This is a genomic window from Luteimonas yanweni (assembly GCF_039548475.1).
GTDB lineage: Bacteria > Pseudomonadota > Gammaproteobacteria > Xanthomonadales > Xanthomonadaceae > Luteimonas.
The window spans coordinates 461017-481643 of record NZ_JBCLVC010000014.1 but is presented as its reverse complement, the minus strand read 5'-3'; the positions used below and the strand labels follow the sequence as shown (position 1 = coordinate 481643).

Annotated in this window: 18 protein-coding genes, 4 tRNA genes and 2 pseudogenes; 6 read left to right on the top strand and 18 right to left on the bottom strand. The window is 70.9% G+C overall.

The genetic code is table 11. From position 1 onward, the window contains the following. Positions 1 to 79 precede the first annotated feature (79 nt). From tuf to WCE39_RS12325, 12 genes are all read right to left on the bottom strand, one after another. On the bottom strand, positions 80 to 1270 hold the full coding sequence (tuf, locus tag WCE39_RS12380; RefSeq protein ID WP_343255884.1) for an elongation factor Tu: 1191 nt from the start codon (positions 1268 to 1270) through the stop codon (positions 80 to 82). Between the two features lie 60 nt (positions 1271 to 1330). Next, positions 1331 to 1406 (bottom strand) — tRNA-Thr (locus tag WCE39_RS12375). 43 nt (positions 1407 to 1449) lie between these two features. Continuing rightward, positions 1450 to 1523: transfer RNA gene (locus tag WCE39_RS12370), tRNA-Gly, on the bottom strand. A gap of 13 nt (positions 1524 to 1536) precedes the next feature. Beyond that, positions 1537 to 1622: transfer RNA gene (locus WCE39_RS12365), tRNA-Tyr, on the bottom strand. Between the two features lie 120 nt (positions 1623 to 1742). Further along, on the bottom strand, positions 1743 to 2834 hold the full coding sequence (gene ychF / locus WCE39_RS12360) for a redox-regulated ATPase YchF (RefSeq protein ID WP_343276966.1): 1092 nt from the start codon (positions 2832 to 2834) through the stop codon (positions 1743 to 1745). Between the two features lie 7 nt (positions 2835 to 2841). Beyond that, entirely contained in the window at positions 2842 to 3423 is a 582-nt protein-coding gene (pth, locus tag WCE39_RS12355) for an aminoacyl-tRNA hydrolase (protein WP_343276965.1), read from the bottom strand. A gap of 51 nt (positions 3424 to 3474) precedes the next feature. After that, the gene (locus WCE39_RS12350; protein ID WP_343276964.1) at positions 3475 to 4131 is read right to left on the bottom strand and encodes a 50S ribosomal protein L25/general stress protein Ctc; all 657 of its coding nucleotides are present in this window, start codon (positions 4129 to 4131) and stop codon (positions 3475 to 3477) included. 100 nt (positions 4132 to 4231) lie between these two features. Then, positions 4232 to 5194 (bottom strand): ribose-phosphate diphosphokinase, encoded by a 963-nt coding sequence (locus WCE39_RS12345; RefSeq protein WP_343255931.1) that lies wholly within the window; start codon positions 5192 to 5194, stop codon positions 4232 to 4234. 42 nt (positions 5195 to 5236) lie between these two features. Continuing rightward, positions 5237 to 5313, bottom strand: a tRNA-Gln gene (locus WCE39_RS12340). After that, positions 5276 to 6175, bottom strand: coding sequence for a 4-(cytidine 5'-diphospho)-2-C-methyl-D-erythritol kinase (ispE, locus tag WCE39_RS12335; protein WP_343276963.1), 900 nt, complete (start codon positions 6173 to 6175; stop codon positions 5276 to 5278). The genes WCE39_RS12340 and ispE overlap by 38 nt, the downstream gene beginning before the upstream one ends. Then, positions 6172 to 6822 (bottom strand): lipoprotein insertase outer membrane protein LolB, encoded by a 651-nt coding sequence (gene lolB, locus WCE39_RS12330; RefSeq protein ID WP_343276962.1) that lies wholly within the window; start codon positions 6820 to 6822, stop codon positions 6172 to 6174. The genes ispE and lolB overlap by 4 nt, the downstream gene beginning before the upstream one ends. Next, on the bottom strand, positions 6819 to 8564 hold the full coding sequence (locus tag WCE39_RS12325) for a tetratricopeptide repeat protein (RefSeq protein ID WP_449284022.1): 1746 nt from the start codon (positions 8562 to 8564) through the stop codon (positions 6819 to 6821). The genes lolB and WCE39_RS12325 overlap by 4 nt, the downstream gene beginning before the upstream one ends. A 30-nt stretch (positions 8565 to 8594) precedes the next feature. Between WCE39_RS12325 and hemA the strand changes: the two genes are divergently transcribed. The 3 genes from hemA to WCE39_RS12310 are packed head-to-tail and all read left to right on the top strand — an operon-like array spanning position 8595 to position 12733. Beyond that, the gene (hemA, locus tag WCE39_RS12320) at positions 8595 to 9914 is read left to right on the top strand and encodes a glutamyl-tRNA reductase (protein WP_343276960.1); all 1320 of its coding nucleotides are present in this window, start codon (positions 8595 to 8597) and stop codon (positions 9912 to 9914) included. Next, a complete protein-coding gene (prfA, locus tag WCE39_RS12315; protein ID WP_343276959.1) occupies positions 9892 to 10980 on the top strand; it encodes a peptide chain release factor 1 in 1089 nt (362 codons plus the stop codon). The genes hemA and prfA overlap by 23 nt, the downstream gene beginning before the upstream one ends. A gap of 16 nt (positions 10981 to 10996) precedes the next feature. Beyond that, a complete protein-coding gene (locus WCE39_RS12310; RefSeq protein WP_343276958.1) occupies positions 10997 to 12733 on the top strand; it encodes an O-linked N-acetylglucosamine transferase, SPINDLY family protein in 1737 nt (578 codons plus the stop codon). A gap of 22 nt (positions 12734 to 12755) precedes the next feature. On the opposite strand, the gene WCE39_RS12305 is transcribed toward WCE39_RS12310, so the two are convergent. Both WCE39_RS12305 and WCE39_RS12300 read right to left on the bottom strand, forming a co-directional pair. Beyond that, positions 12756 to 13334, bottom strand: a complete 579-nt coding sequence (locus WCE39_RS12305; protein WP_343276957.1) for a TlpA family protein disulfide reductase — start codon at positions 13332 to 13334, stop codon at positions 12756 to 12758. A gap of 5 nt (positions 13335 to 13339) precedes the next feature. After that, on the bottom strand, positions 13340 to 14608 hold the full coding sequence (locus WCE39_RS12300; RefSeq protein ID WP_343276956.1) for a YihY family inner membrane protein: 1269 nt from the start codon (positions 14606 to 14608) through the stop codon (positions 13340 to 13342). Between the two features lie 82 nt (positions 14609 to 14690). Between WCE39_RS12300 and wrbA the strand changes: the two genes are divergently transcribed. From wrbA to WCE39_RS12285, 3 genes are read left to right on the top strand one after another with little or no spacing between them, the layout of a single operon-like run. Further along, positions 14691 to 15281, top strand: a complete 591-nt coding sequence (gene wrbA, locus WCE39_RS12295) for an NAD(P)H:quinone oxidoreductase (protein ID WP_343276955.1) — start codon at positions 14691 to 14693, stop codon at positions 15279 to 15281. Continuing rightward, positions 15281 to 15676: a DUF2069 domain-containing protein gene (locus WCE39_RS12290; protein WP_343276954.1), complete on the top strand. Its 396-nt coding sequence runs from the start codon at positions 15281 to 15283 to the stop codon at positions 15674 to 15676. The genes wrbA and WCE39_RS12290 overlap by 1 nt, the downstream gene beginning before the upstream one ends. A gap of 60 nt (positions 15677 to 15736) precedes the next feature. Next, positions 15737 to 16222, top strand: coding sequence for an asparaginase domain-containing protein (locus WCE39_RS12285; protein ID WP_343276953.1), 486 nt, complete (start codon positions 15737 to 15739; stop codon positions 16220 to 16222). A 39-nt stretch (positions 16223 to 16261) separates the two neighbouring features. Here the strand turns inward: WCE39_RS12285 and WCE39_RS12280 are convergent, their stop codons facing one another. From WCE39_RS12280 to sufT, 4 genes and pseudogenes are all read right to left on the bottom strand, one after another. Beyond that, positions 16262 to 17596 carry a M20/M25/M40 family metallo-hydrolase gene (locus WCE39_RS12280; RefSeq protein ID WP_343276952.1) on the bottom strand — a complete coding sequence of 445 codons (1335 nt, stop codon included), beginning with the start codon at positions 17594 to 17596 and terminating at the stop codon, positions 16262 to 16264. 122 nt (positions 17597 to 17718) lie between these two features. Next, positions 17719 to 17955: pseudogene (locus WCE39_RS12275) on the bottom strand (PPC domain-containing protein); the annotation flags it as partial. 96 nt (positions 17956 to 18051) lie between these two features. Next, positions 18052 to 19785, bottom strand: a pseudogene (locus tag WCE39_RS12270) (S8 family peptidase); the annotation flags it as partial. Positions 19786 to 20052: 267 nt separating this feature from the next. Further along, the gene (gene sufT, locus WCE39_RS12265; RefSeq protein WP_343276951.1) at positions 20053 to 20604 is read right to left on the bottom strand and encodes a putative Fe-S cluster assembly protein SufT; all 552 of its coding nucleotides are present in this window, start codon (positions 20602 to 20604) and stop codon (positions 20053 to 20055) included. Positions 20605 to 20627 lie beyond the last annotated feature (23 nt).

The window sequence follows — 20627 nt, the reverse complement described above, 5'->3', positions numbered from 1 at the left end:
GCTGGCGTTATCCGGACCCCCGGTCCGGATCAACGGCAGCACGTATCCCGGCGGCCAACGGCCGCCGGGATACGCGGTTTTACTTGATGATCTTGGCAACCACGCCCGCGCCGACCGTACGGCCACCCTCGCGGATCGCGAAGCGCAGGCCCTCGTCCATCGCGATCGGGTTGATCAGCGACACCACCATCTTCACGTTGTCGCCCGGCATCACCATCTCGACGCCCTCCGGCAGCTCGCAGGCGCCGGTGATGTCGGTGGTGCGGAAGTAGAACTGCGGACGGTAGCCCTTGAAGAACGGCGTGTGGCGGCCGCCCTCGTCCTTCGACAGCACGTACACTTCGGCCTCGAAGTCCGTGTGCGGCTTGATCGAACCCGGCTTGCACAGCACCTGGCCGCGCTCGACGTCGTCACGCTTGGTGCCGCGCAGCAGCAGACCCGCGTTGTCGCCCGCCTGGCCCTGGTCCAGCAGCTTGCGGAACATCTCGACGCCGGTGACGGTCGTCTTGACCGTCGGGCGGATGCCCACGATCTCGATTTCCTCGCCCACCTTCACGATGCCGCGCTCGATGCGACCGGTCACCACCGTGCCGCGACCCGAGATCGAGAACACGTCCTCGACCGGCATCAGGAACGTCTTGTCGATGTCACGCTCCGGCTCCGGAATCCAGGTGTCCAGCGCCTCGACCAGCTTGATGATCGCCGGCACGCCGATGTCCGACTGGTCGCCTTCCAGCGCCTTCAGCGCCGAACCGTGGATGATCGGGGTGTCGTCGCCCGGGAAGTCGTACTTCGACAGCAGCTCGCGCACTTCCATCTCGACCAGCTCAAGCAGCTCGGCGTCGTCGACCATATCGGCCTTGTTCAGGAACACCACGATGTACGGCACGCCCACCTGGCGCGCCAGCAGGATGTGCTCGCGCGTCTGCGGCATCGGGCCGTCCGCGGCCGAGCACACCAGGATCGCGCCGTCCATCTGCGCCGCACCGGTGATCATGTTCTTCACGTAGTCGGCGTGACCCGGGCAGTCGACGTGCGCGTAGTGGCGGGTCGGGCTCTCGTACTCGACGTGCGAGGTCGAGATCGTGATGCCGCGCGCCTTCTCTTCCGGCGCCTTGTCGATCGCGTCATAGGCATGGAACTCGCCGCCGAAACGTTCCGCGCCGATCTTCGTCAGCGCCGCCGTCAGCGTCGTCTTGCCGTGGTCCACGTGACCGATCGTGCCCACGTTCACGTGGGGCTTGGTGCGCTCGAACTTACCCTTGGCCATGATTGCGTATCTCGTTGAACTGTTGGATGGAGGCCCGCGCTTTCCGCTGCGGGACGAAGATGGTGCTCACGACTGGAATCGAACCAGTGACCTCCTCCTTACCAAGGAGGTGCTCTACCGACTGAGCTACGTGAGCGTGAGTTGTACCCTGGCGCCGCGGTTCCAATGATACCCCGCGGTGGAGCGGGAGACGGGAATCGAACCCGCACCATCAGCTTGGAAGGCTGAGGTTCTACCGTTGAACTACTCCCGCGCCGGGATGAAGCTGGTGGAGGGAGGTGGATTCGAACCACCGAAGGCGTAAGCCAGCAGATTTACAGTCTGCCCCCGTTGGCCGCTTGGGTATCCCTCCAGCACATGGAACCTTTGAAAACAGCCCGCGATTTTGACGTGCCGGATCGAAGCTGTCAACGCCTGCGGCACATTTCCGCACGCCTGCGGCACCGGGGCGCCGCGCGCATGCCCGCCTGGCTCAGACGTTGAAGCGGAAATGCAGGACGTCGCCTTCCTGCACCCGGTACTCCTTGCCTTCAAGGCGCAGCCGCCCGGCCTCGCGCGCACCGGATTCGCCCCGGTAGCGCAGGAAGTCGTCGTAGCCGATGGTCTCGGCGCGGATGAAGCCCTTCTCGAAGTCGGTGTGGATCACCCCGGCGGCCTGGGGCGCGGTGGAGCCGGCCTTGACCGTCCACGCGCGGACCTCCTTCACGCCGGCGGTGAAATAGGTCTGCAGCCCCAGCAGGCTGTAAGCCGCGCGGATGACCCGGTTCAGGCCCGGCTCCTCCAGGCCCAGGTCGGCCAGGAAGACATCGCGGTCGGCGTCGTCGAGTTCGCTGAGCTCTTCTTCGATGGCGGCCGAGACCGGCACCACCTCGGCGCCCTCGCCTGCCGCCCGCTCGCGGACGAGGTCCAGGTGCGGATTGCCCTCGAAGCCGTCCTCGAGCACGTTGGCGACGTACATCACCGGCTTCAGGGTCAACAGGAACAGGTCGCGGACCGCGGCGCGGTCGTCCTCGGACAGGCCCAGCGCCCGCACCGGCCTGCCGGCGTCCAGGCCGGCACGCACCCGCGCCAGCACCTCGACGCGCGCCTTGGCGTCCTTGTCACCGGTCTTGGCCGAGCGCTCGGCGCGCTGCAGGGCCTTGTCGACCGACTCCAGGTCGGCCAGGGCCAACTCGGTATCGATGGTCTCGATGTCGGCGATCGGGTCGACCTTGTTGTTGACGTGGATGACGTCCGGATTCTCGAAGCAGCGCACCACGTGGCAGATCGCGTCGACCTCGCGGATATGGGCCAGGAACTTGTTGCCCAGGCCTTCGCCGCTGGCCGCACCGGCCACCAGGCCGGCGATGTCGACGAACTCGACCGCGGTCGGGATCACCTTCTGCGGCTTGATGATCTCCGCCAGCGCGGCCAGGCGCGGATCCGGCACCGGCACCACGCCGACGTTGGGCTCGATCGTGCAGAAGGGGAAGTTGGCCGCGGCGATGCCCGCTTTGGTCAATGCGTTGAAGAGGGTGGACTTGCCGACGTTCGGCAGGCCGACGATGCCGCATGTGATGCCCATTGTTCTGTCAGATCCTGTTGGTGTGCAGCCGCGTCATGGCGTCCATGAAGTTGCCGGCCATGGCCAGCGGCAACACGTCGAGCGCGTCGTCGATGGCGCGTCCGATGAGAATGTCGTCGTCGGGCGACGGGCGCCCCAGCACCCAGCCGGTGACCCGGTCCTTGTGCCCTGGATGGCCGATGCCGACGCGCAGGCGGTGGAACCGGCCGTGGCCGAGCAGGCGCATGGTGTCGCGCAGCCCGTTCTGGCCGCCGTGCCCACCATCGAACTTGAGCCGGGCGGTGCCCGGAGGCAGGTCCAGCTCGTCGTGGACCAGCAGCGCCTGTTCCGGCTCGATCTTCCAGAACTGCAACGCGGCGAGCACCGACTTGCCGCTGAGGTTCATGAAGGTGGCCGGCTTGAGCAGCCAGGCCTCGCGGCCCCCGATCCGGACCTTGGCCGTCTCGCCGTACAGCTTGCCGTCGACCCTGAAGCGCTCGCCTTCGCGCGCGGCCAGGGCGTCGACAAAACGGAACCCGGCGTTGTGCCGGGTCCGTGCATGCTCGGTGCCGGGATTGCCCAGACCGACGATGAGTCGAAGACCGTCCATCGGGTCGACGCCGGCCGGCGCACGCGGATGGCGGCGCCGGCGCGGTGCGCCTTACTTCTCCTCGGCGTCCTGCTTGGCGGCAGGAACCTCGGCGCCATCGGCGGCGGCTTCGTCGGCCTCGGGTTCGGCCTCGACGCGCGCGTGACGGGCCACGGCAACGGCAGGGTTGTGCTCGTCGTCGATCTTCGCCACGAGCTCGACGCCTTCCGGCAGCACGAGGTCGGACAGGTGCACGGTGTCGCCCATCTCCATGTTGGCCAGGTCGACCTCGATCGACTCAGGCAACTTGCCAGGCAGGCAGATGACTTCGACCTCGTTGAGCTCCTGGGTCAGGACCACGCCCGCGGACTTGCCGGCCGGCGAGGTCTCGGCGTTCACCAGGTGCAGCGGCACGCTGACGCGGATGACCTCGTTCTCGTTCACGCGCTGGAAGTCCAGGTGCATGATCAGCTGGCGGTACGGATGGCGCTGCATGTCGCGCAGGAGCACGCGCTCGATCTTGCCGTCGACCTCGAGGTCGAGGATCGACGAATAGAACCATTCGTGCTGGCTGGCGACCCAGGTCTTTTCCTGGTCGAGCTGGATGCTCTTGGGGGCGGCTTCGCCACCGTAGACGATGGCGGGGACCTTGCCGGCATGACGCAGGCGGCGGCTCGCACCCTTACCTTCGTCACTGCGGCTGGAGGCCGTGATCTTGTTCTCGTTCATCAGTTTTGCTCACTTGCTCTGGATTGATCGCCTCGCGGCGGATGGTGACTCCCCCGCGACCAGGGGAGCCTGTTGAAACGGGTTGGATGCGGCCGGGCCGTCAGTCCACGTACAGCGAACTCACCGATTCGCCGAAGGCGATGCGGCGGATGGTTTCGGCCAGGAGCTCGGCGACGCTGAGCTGGCGGATGCGGCCACAGGCGCGGGCCGCGTCGGAAAGGGGAATGGTATCAGTCACCACCAGCTCATCGAGCTGGGAGCGCATCACGTTGTCGATCGCGGCACCCGACAGCACGGGATGGGTGCAGTAGGCGACGACCTTGGTGGCGCCTTCCGCCTTGAGCGCCGCGGCGGCGGCGCACAGGGTGCCGGCGGTGTCGACGATGTCATCCACCAGCACGCAGGTCTTGCCGGAGACGTCGCCGATGATATTCATCACCGTGGCCACGTTGGCCTTCGGGCGGCGCTTGTCGATGATCGCCAGGTCAGCGTCGTCAAGGCGCTTGGCGATCGCGCGGGCGCGGACCACGCCGCCCACGTCCGGACTGACCACGACCATGTTGTCGGTACCGTGCGCGCGCCAGATGTCGGCCAGGAGCAGCGGCGAGGCGTAGACGTTGTCCAGCGGGATGTCGAAGAAGCCCTGGATCTGGTCGGCGTGCAGGTCGACCGTCAGCAGGCCGTCGGCGCCGGCCGCTGTGAACATCCGCGCAGCAAGCTTGGCCGTGATCGGCACTCGCGAGGAGCGCATGCGGCGGTCCTGGCGGGCGTAGCCGAAGTACGGCACCACCGCGGTCACACTGCTGGCCGAGGCGCGCTTGAGCGCATCGATCAGCGCCAGCACCTCCATCAGGTTCTCCGCGGTCGGGGCGCAGGTGGACTGGACCACGAACACGTCCTGGCGGCGCACGTTCTCCTCGATCTCGACCTGGACTTCGCCGTCGGAGAACGTCGACACCAGCGCCTTGCCAGGGCGCACGCCAAGCTCGCGACACACCGCCTGGGCGAGCGGACGGTTGGCATTGCCGGAGAAGATCAGCAGGTTGCCATCTTCTTTTTTCACGGGACTACTCCGCTGGAGGTGCTGCAAACAGAACGATGTGATTGGCAGGGGCGGCAGGATTCGAACCTGCGAATGCCGGGATCAAAACCCGGTGCCTTGGGCCACTTGGCGACGCCCCTGCGGTGACCAGGCTGCAAGTGCATCCAGCAGCGGTGAGCGCGACACGCCGGCGGCCACCCGGGCATGGAGCCCGGCAGGCAGCGCGGCGAGCGCGGCCTCGGCGCGCCCGCGCGTGGCGAACTCGACGAAGCAGCCGCTGCCCGTCCCGGTCAAGCGTGGCGTGCCGACGCGCGAAAGCACCTGGAACGCGGCCTCGACGGCAGGTTCCAGGGCACGCAGCACCGGCTCGAACACATTGCCGAGCGGAGCACCCGAAGCGAAGTCGGACATTGTCGCGGGCGCGGCATCCCTCGTCAATTCAGGGGCTTGGAACAGGGTCGCAGTGGCCACGTGGACCCCCGGATCGGCCACCAGGTACCAGGCCGGCGGAAGCTCAACCGGGACCAGCACTTCGCCGACCCCTTCGGCCCAGGCAGTGCGTGCGCCGACGAACACCGGCACGTCCGCCCCAAGGCGCGCGCCCAGCGCCTGCAGCGCATCGCTGCCGGCACCCACGTCCCAGAGCGCGTCCAGCGCGCACAGGACGGTGGCCGCGTCCGACGAGCCACCGCCGAACCCACCACCGGCCGGAATGCGCTTTTCAACGCGGATGTCTGCACCTTGGCCGACGTTGAACTCTTTTTTGAGAAGATTCGCCGCTCGCAGGCTCAGGTCGGACGCCTCCGGCACCGCCTCGAGGTCGAAGCCGTGGCGGACGATGCGACCGTCCTCGCGCGGGCGCAGGTGCACCGTGTCGCCCCAGTCCAGCATCCGGAACACCGTCTGCAGGTGGTGGAAGCCGTCGGCGCGGCGCCCGGTGATGCGCAGGAACAGGTTGAGCTTGGCCGGCGCGGGCCACGCCGACCAGCCGGTCGCGCTCACGGCCCGGCCCCGCCCCACATGTCGACCACAAGCCGCACCCCGGCGTCGCCCCGGCTGGCGTCGATACGCAACGGCAGCGCCGGGTGGCCATCGGCGGCCTCGCCCCAGCGGCGGAATTCGATGCTCCAGCCCGCCTGCTCCAGGCGCGCCGGCAGCAGGTCCGCGCCGAAGTGGATGTGCGCGGGCCCATGTTCCGCTTCGTCCGCCGGCAGGCCGCGCAGCCACGCGCCCAGCGCGCCCACGGGCACGTCCAGGCCGGTGGCCTCGAGCAACAGCTGGCTACCGTCGGGACCGACGCGGGTGCCGCCGTCCAGGCCGTCCAGTCGTGCGCCCGCCGGGTCCACCGACAGCCGCCAGCTTTGCCGGGTGACCGGTGCCGCCAGCGCGATCTCGAGGGCCGCGCCGTCCTGGCGCCATTCGATACGGCCGCTGCCGCCCCGCGCGCCCCGGGTGATGGCCGCGCGCCCGGCCAGCTGCCAGGCCGGCATCGCGGCCAGCGCCTGCGCGCGCCCGGCCTGCATGGCTTCGGCCCGTTCCAGCGCGGCCGCATCGAGCGCCGGCAGCGCGGCAGGCGGCAACGGCCGCGTAGCGCAGGCCGCAAGCAGGCCGGCGCAGGCGAGCGCGGCCAGGATCCGTGGATACCTCATGCGCCGACATCCTCCAGCGCCCGCTGCAGCGACCGGTTGTCGGGATCGATGCCGCGGGCTTCGTCGAACCACTCCATGGCCTCGTCCCGCCGGCCCAGGTGCCACAGCACGGTGCCGACATGCGCGGCGATCTCGGCGTCCTTCTCGAGCACGAAGGCACGGCGCAGTTCCACCAGTGCCTCCTCGTCGCGCCCCAGGCGGTGCAGCACCCAGCCGTAGCTGTCGATGATCGCGGCATTGGTCGGCTCCGCCACGCGTGCACGCTCGATGAGCTCCAGCGCTTCCCGGTAGCGGTCGGTGCGGTCGGCCAGGGTGTAGCCCAGCGCGTTCAGGGCGGCGGTGCTGTCGGGCTCGGCCACCAGGATGCGGCGAAGGTCGGCCTCGGCACGGGGGATGTCGTCGCGGCGCTCCCACATCAGCGCGCGCGAATACAGCAGTGCGGATTCGTCGGGGAAGGCCGCCAGGCCGCGCGCCAGGGCGTCGAGTTCGGCGTCGGCGTCACCGTCCTCGCGGCGCAGCTCCGACTCCATGAGGTAGGCGTCGCGGCGCAGGCGCTCGTTGGCATCGGCATCCTGCTGCAGCGCATGGAGCGCCTCGTACGCCTCGTCTCCGCGGTCCAGGTCGTGCAGCACCTTGGTCGCGCGCAGGCGCGCCGTGGAGCGCTGCTCGCCGCCGGGGACGCTGCGGTACCAGTCCAGGGCTTCGCCCGGCCGCTCCAGGAACTCCGCGACCTGCGCAAGCAGCAGCCGGCGCGCGGGGTTGGGCACCTCGGCGCCCTTGGCCAGGCCGTCATAAAGCGCGGCCAGCGCGCCCTTGTCGTCGGCGTCGGCAAGCAGTGACGCCCGCAGTGCCAGCTGCGCGAGATCGTCGTCCGCGCCCGGGGCCGCAGCCAGCAGGGTGGCGCCGGCGGAGGGATCACCGAGCGCGGCATAGGCCAGCGCCAGCCGCTCGCGGATCCGCGGCTCCTGCAGGGCGTCACCCGAAGCCAGTCCGTCCAGCACCGCGCGGGCCTCGTCGCCACGACCGGCGCGGTGCAGGTACTGCACCCGCAGCAGGCCCATGGCGGGATCGCCCGGATAGTGCTGGCGCGCGACGGCATCGATCCGGCCGAACAGTTCGTCGTCGCCCAGGCCCAGGGCCAGCTGGCCTGCCGCCGACAAGGGCATCGGCCCGGTGGGCAGGGCATCGCGGTCGAACAGCTGCCCAAGCACGCGCGCGGAGAGGGCGGGATCGCGGCTCCCGGTGCCCAGCGCCCCGAAGGCGGCGATCCATCCACGGGCGCCGCCCTCGCGCAGCATGGCTTCGAGCTGGCGCCGCGCGGCGCGCAGCTTGCCGGTGCGCAGGGCGAGCGTGGCGCTCGCCGCCTGCATGCCGATCGTCTCCGGGGCCCGCTTGCGCCACAGCGCGAGCGCGTCGCCGAGCGCCCGGTCATCGCGCCCCATCAGGGCATACCGGGTGGCCCGGGAGGCCAGCGCGGCATCGCCCGGCGCGGCGCGCGCCGCCTCCAGGTACCAGCCGACCGCGTCGTCCAGGCGCCCGGCGGAGACCGCGAATTCGGCGGCCATCACCTCGCGCAGCGGGCCGCTCCCGGGGTCGTCGACAACGGCCACCGGCGCCGCCGACGCGGTCGCGCACAGGGCCGCCACCAGCAGCACGGCCAGCGTACGGAGGGGTGCAACGCGCCCTTTCCGGGCGCTGCGGGACGCGCGAGGCGCGGGCACCGTAAAATGTCGCCGTGTCATGCCAGCACTTTATCGCAAGCACCTGAACGAATGAGCCTTGTCGCCATCGGCCTCAACCACCAGACCGCGCCCGTCGAACTGCGCGAACGGGTGGCCTTTGCCGACGATCGGCTGCGCCATGCGCTCGCCGACCTGCGCGCCCTGCCCGGCGTGCGCGAAGTCGCGCTGCTGTCGACCTGCAACCGCACCGAGCTCTACGCGGTGGCCGACGATGACGGCCGCGCGCTGGTGAACTGGCTGGCCACCCATCCCGAAGACCCGATGGGCGACGCGGGCTCGCTGCAGGCCTATCTGTACCGGCACGCCGACGCCGACGCCGCACGCCACCTGTTCCGGGTCGCCACGGGCCTTGATTCGATGGTGCTGGGCGAGCCGCAGATCCTCGGCCAGGTGAAGCAGGCCTGGTCGATGGCGCGCGGCGCGGGCACCCTGGGCGGGCAGCTGGACCGCCTGTTCCAGCACGCCTTCGTCACCGCCAAGCGGGCGCGCACCGAGACCCGCATCGGCACCAGCCCGGTATCGATGGCTTCGATGGCGGTGCGCCTGGCCCAGGACAGCTTCGCCCGGCCCGAGGATTCGGTCGCGCTGCTGGTCGGCGCGGGTGAAACCATCGAGCTCGCCGCGCGCCACCTCGCCGCGGCCAAGGTCAAGCGGCTGATGGTGGCCAACCGCACCTATCGCCACGCCGAGGAGCTGGCGCACCGGTACGGCGGCATCGCCCTGCCGCTGGACGAGCTCGGCCACCACCTGCACCTGGCCGACATCGTGTTCTCGGCCACGGCCAGCCGCGACCCGGTCATCAGCCTTGCCGCCGTGGAGTCCGCCATGGCCGCGCGCCGCCACCGGCCGATGCTGCTGCTCGACCTTGCCGTGCCGCGCGACATCGATCCCGGCGTCGGCGACCTGCGCGACGCCTACCTGTACACGGTTGACGACCTGGAGCGCGCGGTCGAGGACAACCGGCGCAACCGCCGCGAGGCCGCCGACGCCGCCGAGTCGATCATCGACCTGCAGGTGGCGAGCTACGAGCGGATGCGGGCCACTGGCTCGCGCAGCGGCCCGATCCGGCGCCTGCGCGCCCACGGCGAGGCGACCCGCAACGAGGTGCTGGAACGCGCGCGCCAGCAGTTGGCCGCCGGGCAGTCGCCCGAGGCCACGCTGGAGTTCCTCGCGCATACGCTGACCAACCGCCTGCTGCACGCGCCCACCGCGGCGCTGCGCGAGGCCGCCGCCGCCGGTGACACCACCATGCTGGAAGCCGTCGAACGCATGCTGCCGGCCGATCATGCGGGCGCGCCGCCCGCCGCCACCCGCCCGGGGACCGACGATGCTGCCGACCCTGCGCCGTAAGCTCGAGGCACTGGCCGAACGCCGCGACGAGCTCGAGCGCCTGCTCTCCGAACCGTCGGTGGCGGCCGACCAGATGACGTTCCGGACCCTGTCGCGCGAGTTCGCCGGCCTCGACCCGCTGGCCGCCGCACTGGCCGACGAGGGCCGCGCGCGTGCCGACCTGGAGGCGGCCGAAGCGATGCGCGCGGACCCCGAGCTGCGCGAACTGGCCGAGGACGAAGTGGAGGCGGCGACCGCGCGCCTGGCCGAACTCGACGACGTGCTGATGGCCCTGCTGGTCCCGCGCGACAGCCGCGACGACGGCGGCATCTACCTCGAGGTCCGCGCCGGTACCGGCGGCGACGAGGCCGCGATCTTCGCCGGCGACCTGTTGCGCATGTACACCCGCTACGCCGAGCGCCAGGGCTGGCGGGTCGAGATCGAATCCGCCAGCACCGGCGAACACGGTGGCTTCCGCGAAGCGGTGGCGCGCGTCGAGGGCGCCGGCGCGTACGCGCGGCTGAAGTTCGAGTCCGGCACCCACCGCGTGCAGCGCGTGCCCGAGACCGAATCCCAGGGCCGCATCCACACCTCGGCGGCGACGGTCGCGATCATCCCGGTCGAGGAGGACGGCGAGCCAATCGAGATCAACCCGGCCGACCTGCGCGTCGACACCTTCCGTTCCTCGGGCGCGGGCGGCCAGCACGTCAACAAGACCGACTCCGCGATCCGCATCACCCACCTGCCCTCGGGCGTGGTGGTCGAATCACAGACCGAGCGCTCGCAGCACGCCAACCGCGACAAGGCCATGAAGCGCCTGCGCGCGATGCTGGCCGAGGCCGAAGCCGAGCGCCGGGCCGCGGCCACCGCGGCCAGCCGCAAGCTGCAGGTCGGCAGCGGCGACCGCAGCCAGCGCATCCGCACCTACAACTACCCGCAAGGGCGGATCACCGACCACCGGGTCGAGGGCCTGACCCTGTACGACCTGCCCAACGTGATGGACGGCGCGCTCGACGCACTGGTGGACCGCCTCACGCGCGAGCACCAGGCCGACGAGCTGGCGCGACTGTCCGGACAGGCCGCGTGACCCTGCGGGTTCAGGCATGAACGCGGTGCGGGACCCGCGCGAGGAGGCGCGACGCGCGGTGGCTGCCGCCCCCGGCGATGTCATCGCGTGGGTCGTGCTGGCCGACGCCGAGCTCGATGCCGGCGATGGCGTGGCCGGCGAAGGCGCCGCCCGGCGCGCGCTGGCGCTGGCGCCTGGCCATCCCGAGGCGCTCGCGCGCCTGGGTCGCGCGCTGTGGCTGCGCGGCCGGCATCGCGAGGCCGCGGCCAGCCTCGGCGAGGCCTCCCGCGCGGCACCCGGGCATCCCGGCATCGCGCTCTGGTTCGGCCACGCACTCGAAGACATCGGCGAAGCCGAGGCGGCGGCGGTGGCCTATGCCCGTGCCCACGCCCTGGCACCCGGCTCGGCCCAGGTCGCGGCCCACCTCCTCGCCTGGCGCAGGCGGCTGTGCGACTGGCGCGGCCTGGACGCGCTGTCCGCCCAGGTGCGCGGCGCGGTCGCCCGCGGCGAGGCCGCGGTAGAGCCCTTCGCCTTCCTCAGCGAAGACGGCGACGCCCTTGAACAGCTGCGCTGCGCACGGCTCAACGCCGCCGGCATCGCCCGCGCGGTTCACCCTCTGCCGCCGCCCGGGCCGGCCGGCGGGGACCGCCCGCTGCGCATCGGCCTGCTGTCGAACGGCTTTGGCGCCCACCCCACCGGCCTGCTTACGGTCGCCTTCCTCGAGGCGCTGCGCGCCGAGCCCGGGCTCGAGGCACACCTGTTCGCACTCACACCCGACGACGGCAGCCTGGTGCGGCAGCGGCTGGAAGCGGCGACCACGCTGCACGACGTTTCCGGCCTGCCCCATGCCGCGGTGGCGCTGCGGATCCGCGAGGCCGGCATCGACATCCTCCACGACCTGCGCGGCTGGGGCGGCGGTGGCACCCCCGCCGTGCTCGCGATGCGCCCGGCGCCGGTACAGGTCAACTGGCTGGCCTATCCCGGCACGTCGGGGGCGCCCTGGATCGACTACGTGCTTGCCGATGGCTTCGTGCTGCCACCCGCCCTGGAGGCGGGTTTTTCCGAAGCGGTCGCGCGCCTGCCCCGCTGCTTCCAGCCCTCGGACACTTCGCGCGCGCCCGCGCCGGCACCGACACGCGGCGAGTGCGGCCTGCCGGCGTCCGGCCCGGTGTTCTGCTGCTTCAACAACAGCTACAAGACCAACCCGGCGGGGTTCATGCGCGCGATGGCGGTGCTGCGCGGCGTTCCCGACGGCACGCTGTGGCTGCTTTCCGGCCCCGGCCGCGGCGACGACCGCCTGCGCGCCGCCGCGGCCGCGGCGGGCGTCGACCCGGCGCGGCTGGTGTTCATGGCCAAGCAGCCCCACGCCGACTACCTGGCGCGGCTGGGAATCGCCGACCTCTTCCTCGACAGCAATCCCTACAATGCCCACACCACCGCGTCCGACGCGCTCTGGGCCGGCTGCCCGGTGCTGACTCGCCCGGGGCGCACCTTCGCCGCGCGCGTGGCCGGCAGCCTCAACCACCACCTCGGCATGGACGAGCTCAACGTCGCCGACGACCGCGCCTTCGTCGAGCTCGCCATCGCCCTGGGCCGCGACCCGGCCAGGCTCGGCGGGATCCGCGCCCGGCTGGCGCGGCTGCGCACCTCGTCCGGCCTGTTCGACATGGCCGGGTTCGCGCGCGACTTCGCGGCCATGGCCGGGGCGATGGCCGACAGGCACCGCCGCGGCCTGGCGCCGGCCCCCATCCACGCACAGCGGACGCGTTCCTGAGCGGACAATTCCGTGGCAGGCGCTACGAGCGTGGGATCGAGGGACCGGGGTCGACGGCCGGGCCGCCGGCGGCTTCGATCGCGCGCTCGATGTCCAGGGCCGTGACCGGGCCGAGGAAGGTCTCCACCAGGCGCCCGTCCGGCGCCACCAGGCAGGTGAGCGGCAGGCCGCGCGGGGTCGGGAAGTCCGGCGGCGGATCGTAGGTGTCGATGATCGCCACCGGATAGACCACCGGGCGCTTCTGCAGGAACGCGCGCAGGGTGTCCGGATCGGTGTCCTCGTAGGCCAGGCCGATCACCTCGATGTGCTCGCGCATCGCGTCAAGCGCGGACAGCTCGGGCATTTCCCTGATGCAGGGCGCGCACCAGGTCGCCCAGAAGTTCACCACCACCCAGCGTCCACGTCGCTCGGCCAGGTCGTAGACGGCTCCGTCCAGGGTCGTCACCTCCAGCTGCGGGAACGCTGCGTGGGCGGGCGCGTCCGCGACGACTTCGGCGGCGGAGGCAGGCGGCGTGGAGGCGGGCGTTGCAGGCGCGTCCCCGCGTTGGCAGGCGGCCAGCAACAGGACCAGGCAGGCGGCAGTGACGTGGCGGAGCGACATGGCGTTCATTCCAGGGATGGGCCCAGGCAATCGCCAACGCGGCGACGGAGGAGGTCACGCAGCGGCAGGCGCAGCTGGTCGATAGTGGCGATCACCGCCGCGCCGCGGGCGTCGTCGGCGCCGGGCAGGTGCGCCTCGGCGATCGGGATGCGCAGCTGCCCGGCCTCGTAGAGTTCGGCCAGGCTCAGCGTGTCGAGGTCGCGCGCCAGCAGCCACTCGCCGTTCTCGGCGCGGCGCACCACGCTGATCGACTCCAGCTGTCCCAGCGTCTCCTGCACCAGGGCATCGGTGAGCACCGGCTCGCACTCCAGGATGCCGTCGCTGTGCAGCCCGCGGCCCTCCGCGCGCGCCTCCTGGAAGCGGGCCAGCAGGCGCAGCATCGCGTAGATCTCGTAGCCCTGCGGCAGGCGCATGTGCGCCGGCTGGTAGCGGAACGCCGACACCGAAGACGCGAACGAGGCGCCCAGCAGCACGCTCACCCAGCCGAAGTAGAGCCACAGCAGGAAGATAGGCACGAAGGCGACCGCACCATAGATGTTCTGGTAGCCGTTGAAGCTGCCAAGGTAGATGCCGATCAGGCGGCGGCCGGCCTCCAGCAGCAGGACCGCCACCACCGCGCCGGCGAAGGCGTGCCGCCACTGCACGGTACGGTGCGGCACCACGCGATAGATCGTGGCGAACGCCAGCAGCTCGATCACCACCGGCGCAGCGCCAAGCAGCGCCCCCTGCAGCCACTGCCCGGCTTCGGTGCTGAACACCTCCAGTGCGAAGATCCGGCCGAGCACCGACAGGCTGGCCGCTGCCACCAGCGCACCCAGGGTCAGCACCGTCCAGTACACCAGGAAGCGCGAGAACTTCGGCCGCGCGGAGTGCACGCGCCAGATCCGGTTGAAGGCGGACTCGATGCCGAACAGCGTCACAAGCACCGACACCACCAGCGCGATCACGCCCACCGCGGTGAGCTTGCCGGTGTTCTCGGAGAACGACAGCAGCCAGCCGCGGATGCCTTCCGCCGAGCTGGGCACGAAGTTGGCGAAGATGAAGCCGGTCAGGAGCTCGCGCCATTCCTCGAACACCGGGAATGCGGACAGCACGCCGAACACCACCATCGACAGCGGCACGAGCGCGAAGGTGGTGGTGAACGAGAGCGCACCGGCGACTTCGAACAGGCGGTCGTCGAGAAAGCGCCGCCACAGGAAGCGCGCGAAGGTCGTGGCGCGGGCGCGGTCGCGCAGGCGCTCGCCCCAGCGGTTGAGCGAATCCAGTGGCTCCATCGTCGCGAGGGTAACCGATCGCGTGGCACGCGACGGCCGCGGCCCGCCTGCGGCTATGCTTGCCGGCCCCGGAGGAGAACCCATGGCCGAGATCCTGGTCCTGTATTACAGCCGCGGCGGCTCGGTGGCCGCGCTCGCCCGCCAGGTCGCGCGCGGTATCGGCGAGGTCGACGGCATGTCCGCGCGCCTGCGCACCGTGCCACCGGTGGCGCCGGTCACCGTGGTCGCGGCCGCACCGGTGCCCGAGGACGGCGCGCCCTATGTCGAAGCGCGCGACCTGGGCGAGTGCGCCGGCCTGCTGCTCGGTAGCCCCACCCGCTTCGGCAACATGGCCGCGCCGATGAAGCACTTCATCGACGGCCTGGGCAGTGAATGGGCCAGCGGCACGCTGGTAGGGAAGCCCGCCGCGGTGTTCACCTCCACCGCCACCATGCACGGTGGCCAGGAGTCCACCCTGCTGACGATGATGCTGCCGCTGCTGCACCACGGCTGCGTGATCGCGGGCATTCCGTTCACCGAGCCGGGGTTGTCGGCGACGCGTACCGGCGGCACGCCCTACGGCGCCAGCCACGTCGCCGGCGGCGACAACGACCCGACGCCCAGCGACGAGGAAGCCAAGCTGGCTAGGGCGCTGGGCCGGCGGATCGCGGGCCTCGCGGCGAGGCTCTCCTGATGGCGCTGCCGGCGTCCCGTGGCGTGCTCGCGGCGTTGCTGCTGGCCCTGGCCGCGCTGTTCGCCGCCTGGTTCGCGGCCGACGCGCGCTACCTGCAGGCGCTCGCGGTGTTCGCGCTGCCGCCGCTGCTGCTGGCCATCGGCGTGCTCGCGCGCCGGCGCACGGCCGCCTTCTGGGCCGGCGTGCTGGCGCTGGGCTGGTTCTGCCACGGCGTGATGCTGGCCTGGGAGCGGCCCGCCGACCGCGGCTGGGCGCTGGGCGAAGTGCTGCTCGCGCTCGGCATCGTGTTCGCCGCGAACTGGCCCGGCCTGCAGGCACGCTTCGGCGGCCGCGGCGGGACCGTGAAGCCCGGCGCCGCGACATCCGGCGCGAAGTCGCGCGACGCGAACGACTAGAATGCGCAGCCTGCCGGGCGCCATGTCCCGGCCCGGCCGCATGTCCCTGAGGAAGATTCGATGGAAGAACTGCTGATCGTCACCACCGGCGGCACGATCGACAAGGTCTATTTCGACGACAAGTCGGATTTCCAGGTCGGCGAGCCGCAGATCGGCCGGATCCTCGAGGAGCTCGGCGTGGCCTTCCGCTTCCGGGTGATCCCGATCATCCGCAAGGACTCGCTGCACATCGACGACGCCGACCGCGAACTGCTGCGCGCCACCATCGCGGCGCAGCCGGCGCGCCACGTGCTGGTCACCCATGGCACCGACACCATGGTCGAGACCGCCAAGGCGCTGGCGCCGCTCGCCGACCGGACCATCGTGCTCACCGGCGCGCTCAACCCGGCGCGTTTCCGCGGCTCGGACGCGGAGTTCAACATCGGCACGGCCGTGGGCGCCGTGCAATCGCTGCCGGCCGGCGTGTACATCGCCATGAACGGCCGGATCTGGGATCCGCTTACCGTGCGCAAGAACGTCGCCGCAAACCGGTTCGAAGCCGCCTGACGCGAGGACGCGGGCACCGCGTCGCCGCGCCACGGTCGTTCAGCGGCGCGGCGGCCTGACGCGCGTGCGCGGCGGTCCGTCGGACGGTGGCCGGGCCGGCGGGCTCGGCGTCGATCGCATCCGCGTCTGCTTGCCCAGTTCACCCATGAAGGCCAGGCCCAGGCGGGCGATGATGGTGGCATGCGTGGCATCGCCGCCGAGGTTCTCGAGGGTGTCGTCCGGCGTGTGCAGGAGCGGGAAGAACGGTCCTTCGTCATACATCGCCGCGGGGAACCCCGCCTGCGTCCAGGACGCATGGTCGGAGCAGGCATAGCCGCAGCTCGAGTCGCTGCGGGTATGGCCCAGCGGCGCGAGGTAGGCGTCGAACAGGTCCTTCAGGAACTGCACCAGCTGGGGGTGCGAGTTGTCGATCATCACCCGGATGTCGCTTGTCGAGCCCGGCGAACGATAGTTGGTCATGTCCATCTGCAGCACGCCGACCACGTGGCGACCCTCGGCCGCGAAGCGCTGGGCGATGGCACGCGAACCGCGCAGCCCGACCTCCTCGGCCGAGTAGCCCATGAACATCACCGTGCGCCGGGGCCGATAGCCCTCGGCCATGGCGATGCGCAGCACCTCGGTGAGCGTGGCGATTCCCGAGGCATCGTCGTCGGCGCCGGGCGCGTCCATGGCGTTGCCCGTGCCCGCGTAGGAAATCGAGTCGAGGTGGCCGCCAAGGACCACGATCTCGTGGGCAAGGTCGGTGCCCTGGATGGTGAGGATGACGGAGGGCTGGCCGCCGCAGTTGTTGCAGGCGGCGAACAGTTCGGCGCTGACATCGCTGCGGCCGGCGGCCAGGGCCAGCCACTGGTCGCGGATCCACAGCGGGGCGGCGTGGCCGTGCGCGCTGGCGTAGTAGCGGTTGGGCCAGGCCGTGGACAGATGCTGGATGGTGGCCCTGATCGCGGGCTCCGACACCTGCGGCAGCCAGCCGTCCACCACGCGCTGCTGGTCGATCGTGTACTCCGGCAGCGGCGCCCGCAGTCCGCGCAGCGCGGTGTCCGAGGCCACGAAGGCCTCCGCTTCGGCACGCGTCGCGAAGGCGAAGAAACCGCCGCAGCGGCGCTCCACCTCGTGCACGTGCCGGCTCAGGTCCACGACCTGGTGTTCGCGCAGCGTGGCCAGGACCAGCGGCCGCCCCAGGGCATCGCGCCGCGCGGTCACCTGCCCGCTGAAGTCGCGCAGCGCGGCCTGGAAGGTGTCGCGCTCGGCGACCACATGCACCGGCGCCATCGGATCGAAACCCGATGCGCCATGCTCGTGAGCCGACGCCGCGGCGCCCGCAAGCAAAAGGCCGGCGGCCGCGGCCGCCTTTGCCAGAATCCAGGTCTTCATCGTCCCTTCCTCTCCGACTCCCCTGGCGGCAATCATTGCACGGCGCGCCCGGCCGGCGACGGCCACGCAAGAAAAAGGCGGGCGGGATCAACCCGCCCGCCCACCGTCGGCTACTGCTCCGCTCAGTACGAACCGACCACCGATACGCCCGAATACGCGCTGTAGCCGCGCACCAGCACGTGCCACGTGCCCGCCGCCGGGCTGTTGAAGGTGCAGGTCTCGGCGTTGCCCGCACGGTAAGGCCTGCAGCTGTAGGTCGACGTGGTCGGCGCCGCTCCCTGGCGCACATAGAGGTCAACGTCCCCGCTGCCACCCGAAGTCTGGATCCGCAGCTGGCTGCGTCCCGCTGGAACCTGGATCGTGTAGCGGCGCTCGCTGTTCGCCGCGCCCGACAGGCCGGTCACCGGCACGCCGTTCTGCAGCTGGCTGCCACCGCCGCCGCCACCGCCGGTGCTGTAGCTGCCGCTGAGGGTGACGCCCGAGAACGCCGAGTACCCGCGCAGCATCACGTGGTACGTGCCGGCCTGCGGCGCCGCGAAGCTGCAGCTCTCCGCGTTGCCGGAACGGTAGGGGCGGCAGTCGTAGGTCGACGTGGTCGGCTGCGAGCCACGGCGCACATACAGGTCAAGGTCACCGGTGCCGCCGCTGGTGGCGATGTTGAGGTTGGTGGCGCCCGCCGGCACGGTGATGGTCCAGTACTGCGCGCTGCCGGAGCCACCGGAAATGCCGGTCACCGGCGTGCCGTTCGCAAGTTCGTTGCCGCCCGGATCGCCCGGGTCGCCCGGATCCCCGCCACCGCCGCCACCGGCCGCATCCACCGCCGCCTTGGCGTTGACGATGCCGGCGCCGATCGGCTGCGACGGCGTGCTCGGGAAGGCCCGCGCCGTGCTTTTGATCAACGCCTCCACCTGGGCCGGGGTCTTGGCCGGGTTGGACACCGACTGGATCAGCGCGACCACGCCGGCCACGTGCGGGGCCGCCATCGAGGTGCCGCTGTAGCTGGCGTAGCTCTCGCTGCCAGGCCCCTGGCTGCCGCTGTTGAGGGTGGAATAGATGTCCGAGCCCGGCGCCGCGATGTCGACGATGGCACCGTAGTTGGAGAAGCTCGAACGTGCGCCGCTGCTCGTGATCGAGCCCACGGCGATGACGTTGCTGCAGTTGGCCGGCGAGAAGCCCGAGGTATTGGCGTTGCTGTTGCCTGCCGCGATCACGATGGTCGATCCGCGGCCGACCGCACCGTTGATCGCGCTCTGCATGGCGCTGCCGCAGCTGCCCGAACCGCCGAGGCTCAGGTTGATGGCCTCCGCGGGGTTGGCATTGGCGGGCACGCCGCTGACCGAACCGCCTGACGCCCAGATCACCGCGTCCGCGATGTCGGAGTCGTAACCGCCGCCGCGCCCAAGCACGCGGACCGGGACGATCTTCGCGCCGAACGCGGTACCGGCCACGCCTTTGGCGTTGTTGGTCACCGCCGCCACCGTGCCGGCGACGTGGGTGCCGTGCCAGCTGGAGGCGTAGCCGCCGGAATAGTCGCCGGGATCGCTGGCGTCGCTGTCGCGCCCGTTGCCATCGCCGCCGACCGAGGCCGTGGAGATGAAGTCGTAGCCGGGCAGCACGTTGGCGTTGAGGTCGCTGTGGTTGGTGATGCCGGTGTCGAGCACCGCGACCACCGTGCCGGCGCCGCTGGTGGTGTCCCAGGCCTGGGTGGCACGGATGCCGCCGGAGCCGGTGCCATAGCCCCACTGCTGGCTGAAGCTGGTGTCGTTGGGCGTCAAGACAAGCTTGTTGAGTTTGTCGACCTCGACGTACTCGACATTGGGATTGGCCGCGACCTGGCGCATCAGGCTTTCGGCCTCGACGCGATCGAGCTTGCGGCTGGTGGTGATGACCTCGGCCCCGACGGCCATGCGGCGCTCGTGCCGCAGCGTGAGCGGCGCGCCCCGCGCGCCTGCGGGCAGCATGCCGGCGGCGGACTTGAGGGCGGCATCGCGTTGCTTCGCGCTGGCCTGCTCGGGGCTGCCGTCGACATATTTGATGATGAAGCGATCGTGCTGTTCCGAAGCCTGCAGACCACTGAGGTTGATGCGCTCTGTGGCAAGTGCGGGTGCGGCGGCCAGCGAGGCCAGGGCCACGGTCGTTGCAAGCGCGAGGGCGTGCAATCGCGCGCGGCGGAGCTTTTGGTCGGTCATGAGTGGTTTTCCCGGAGCGGAAGGCGTGCCGCACTTGGCGGCTTGGAGGCCGGCAGGCACCGTTCCGGGAATCCCCTCCCCCGTTTGGCAGCCGCCGGACGCGAAGCGGACTGACACTTTTTGTCCGCAAAGTGACGCTAAGCGACACACGCATCGCCACGCAAGCGGAAACAGGACGGACTGGGCAGCGCCAAAGGCGCCACCCGTCACAATTCATGAATTTAGATGTGGAAACAGGAAGGACGGGCCTTGCGCCCGCCGCCCGGGTCAGAACATCCCGGTTTCCAGGCGCGCCGCCTCGGACATCATGTGCCGCGTCCACGGCGGGTCGAACACCAGTTCGACATCGGCCTCGACCACGGTCGGGATCATCTCCAGCTTGCTGCGAACGTCGTCCACCAGGATGTCGCCCATGCCGCAGCCCGGCGCGGTCAGGGTCATGGTCACCTCGACCAGGCGCTGGCCGTCGTCGCGGTGGGTCACCCTGGCTTCGTAGACCAGGCCAAGGTCGACGATGTTGATCGGGATCTCCGGATCGAAGCAGGTCCGCATCTGCGACCACACCAGCCGCTCGACGGCGGCATCGTCGGCGCCTTCGTCCAGCTCGAGGGCCTCCGGCGGCTCCTTGCCGATGGCGTCGGCGTCCTCGCCGGCGATCCGGAAGAGGTTGCCCTCGATGAAGACGGTGAAGCTGCCGCCCAGCGCCTGGGTGATGTAGCCCACGCTGCCGGCGGGCAGGGTCACCTCGTCCCCCTGGGGAACAAGCACTGCGGCGCAGTCGCGCTCCAGGCGGACGGGTTCACTGTTGCGGGAATACATGCGGGTACTCGGGGCGGTCCGGT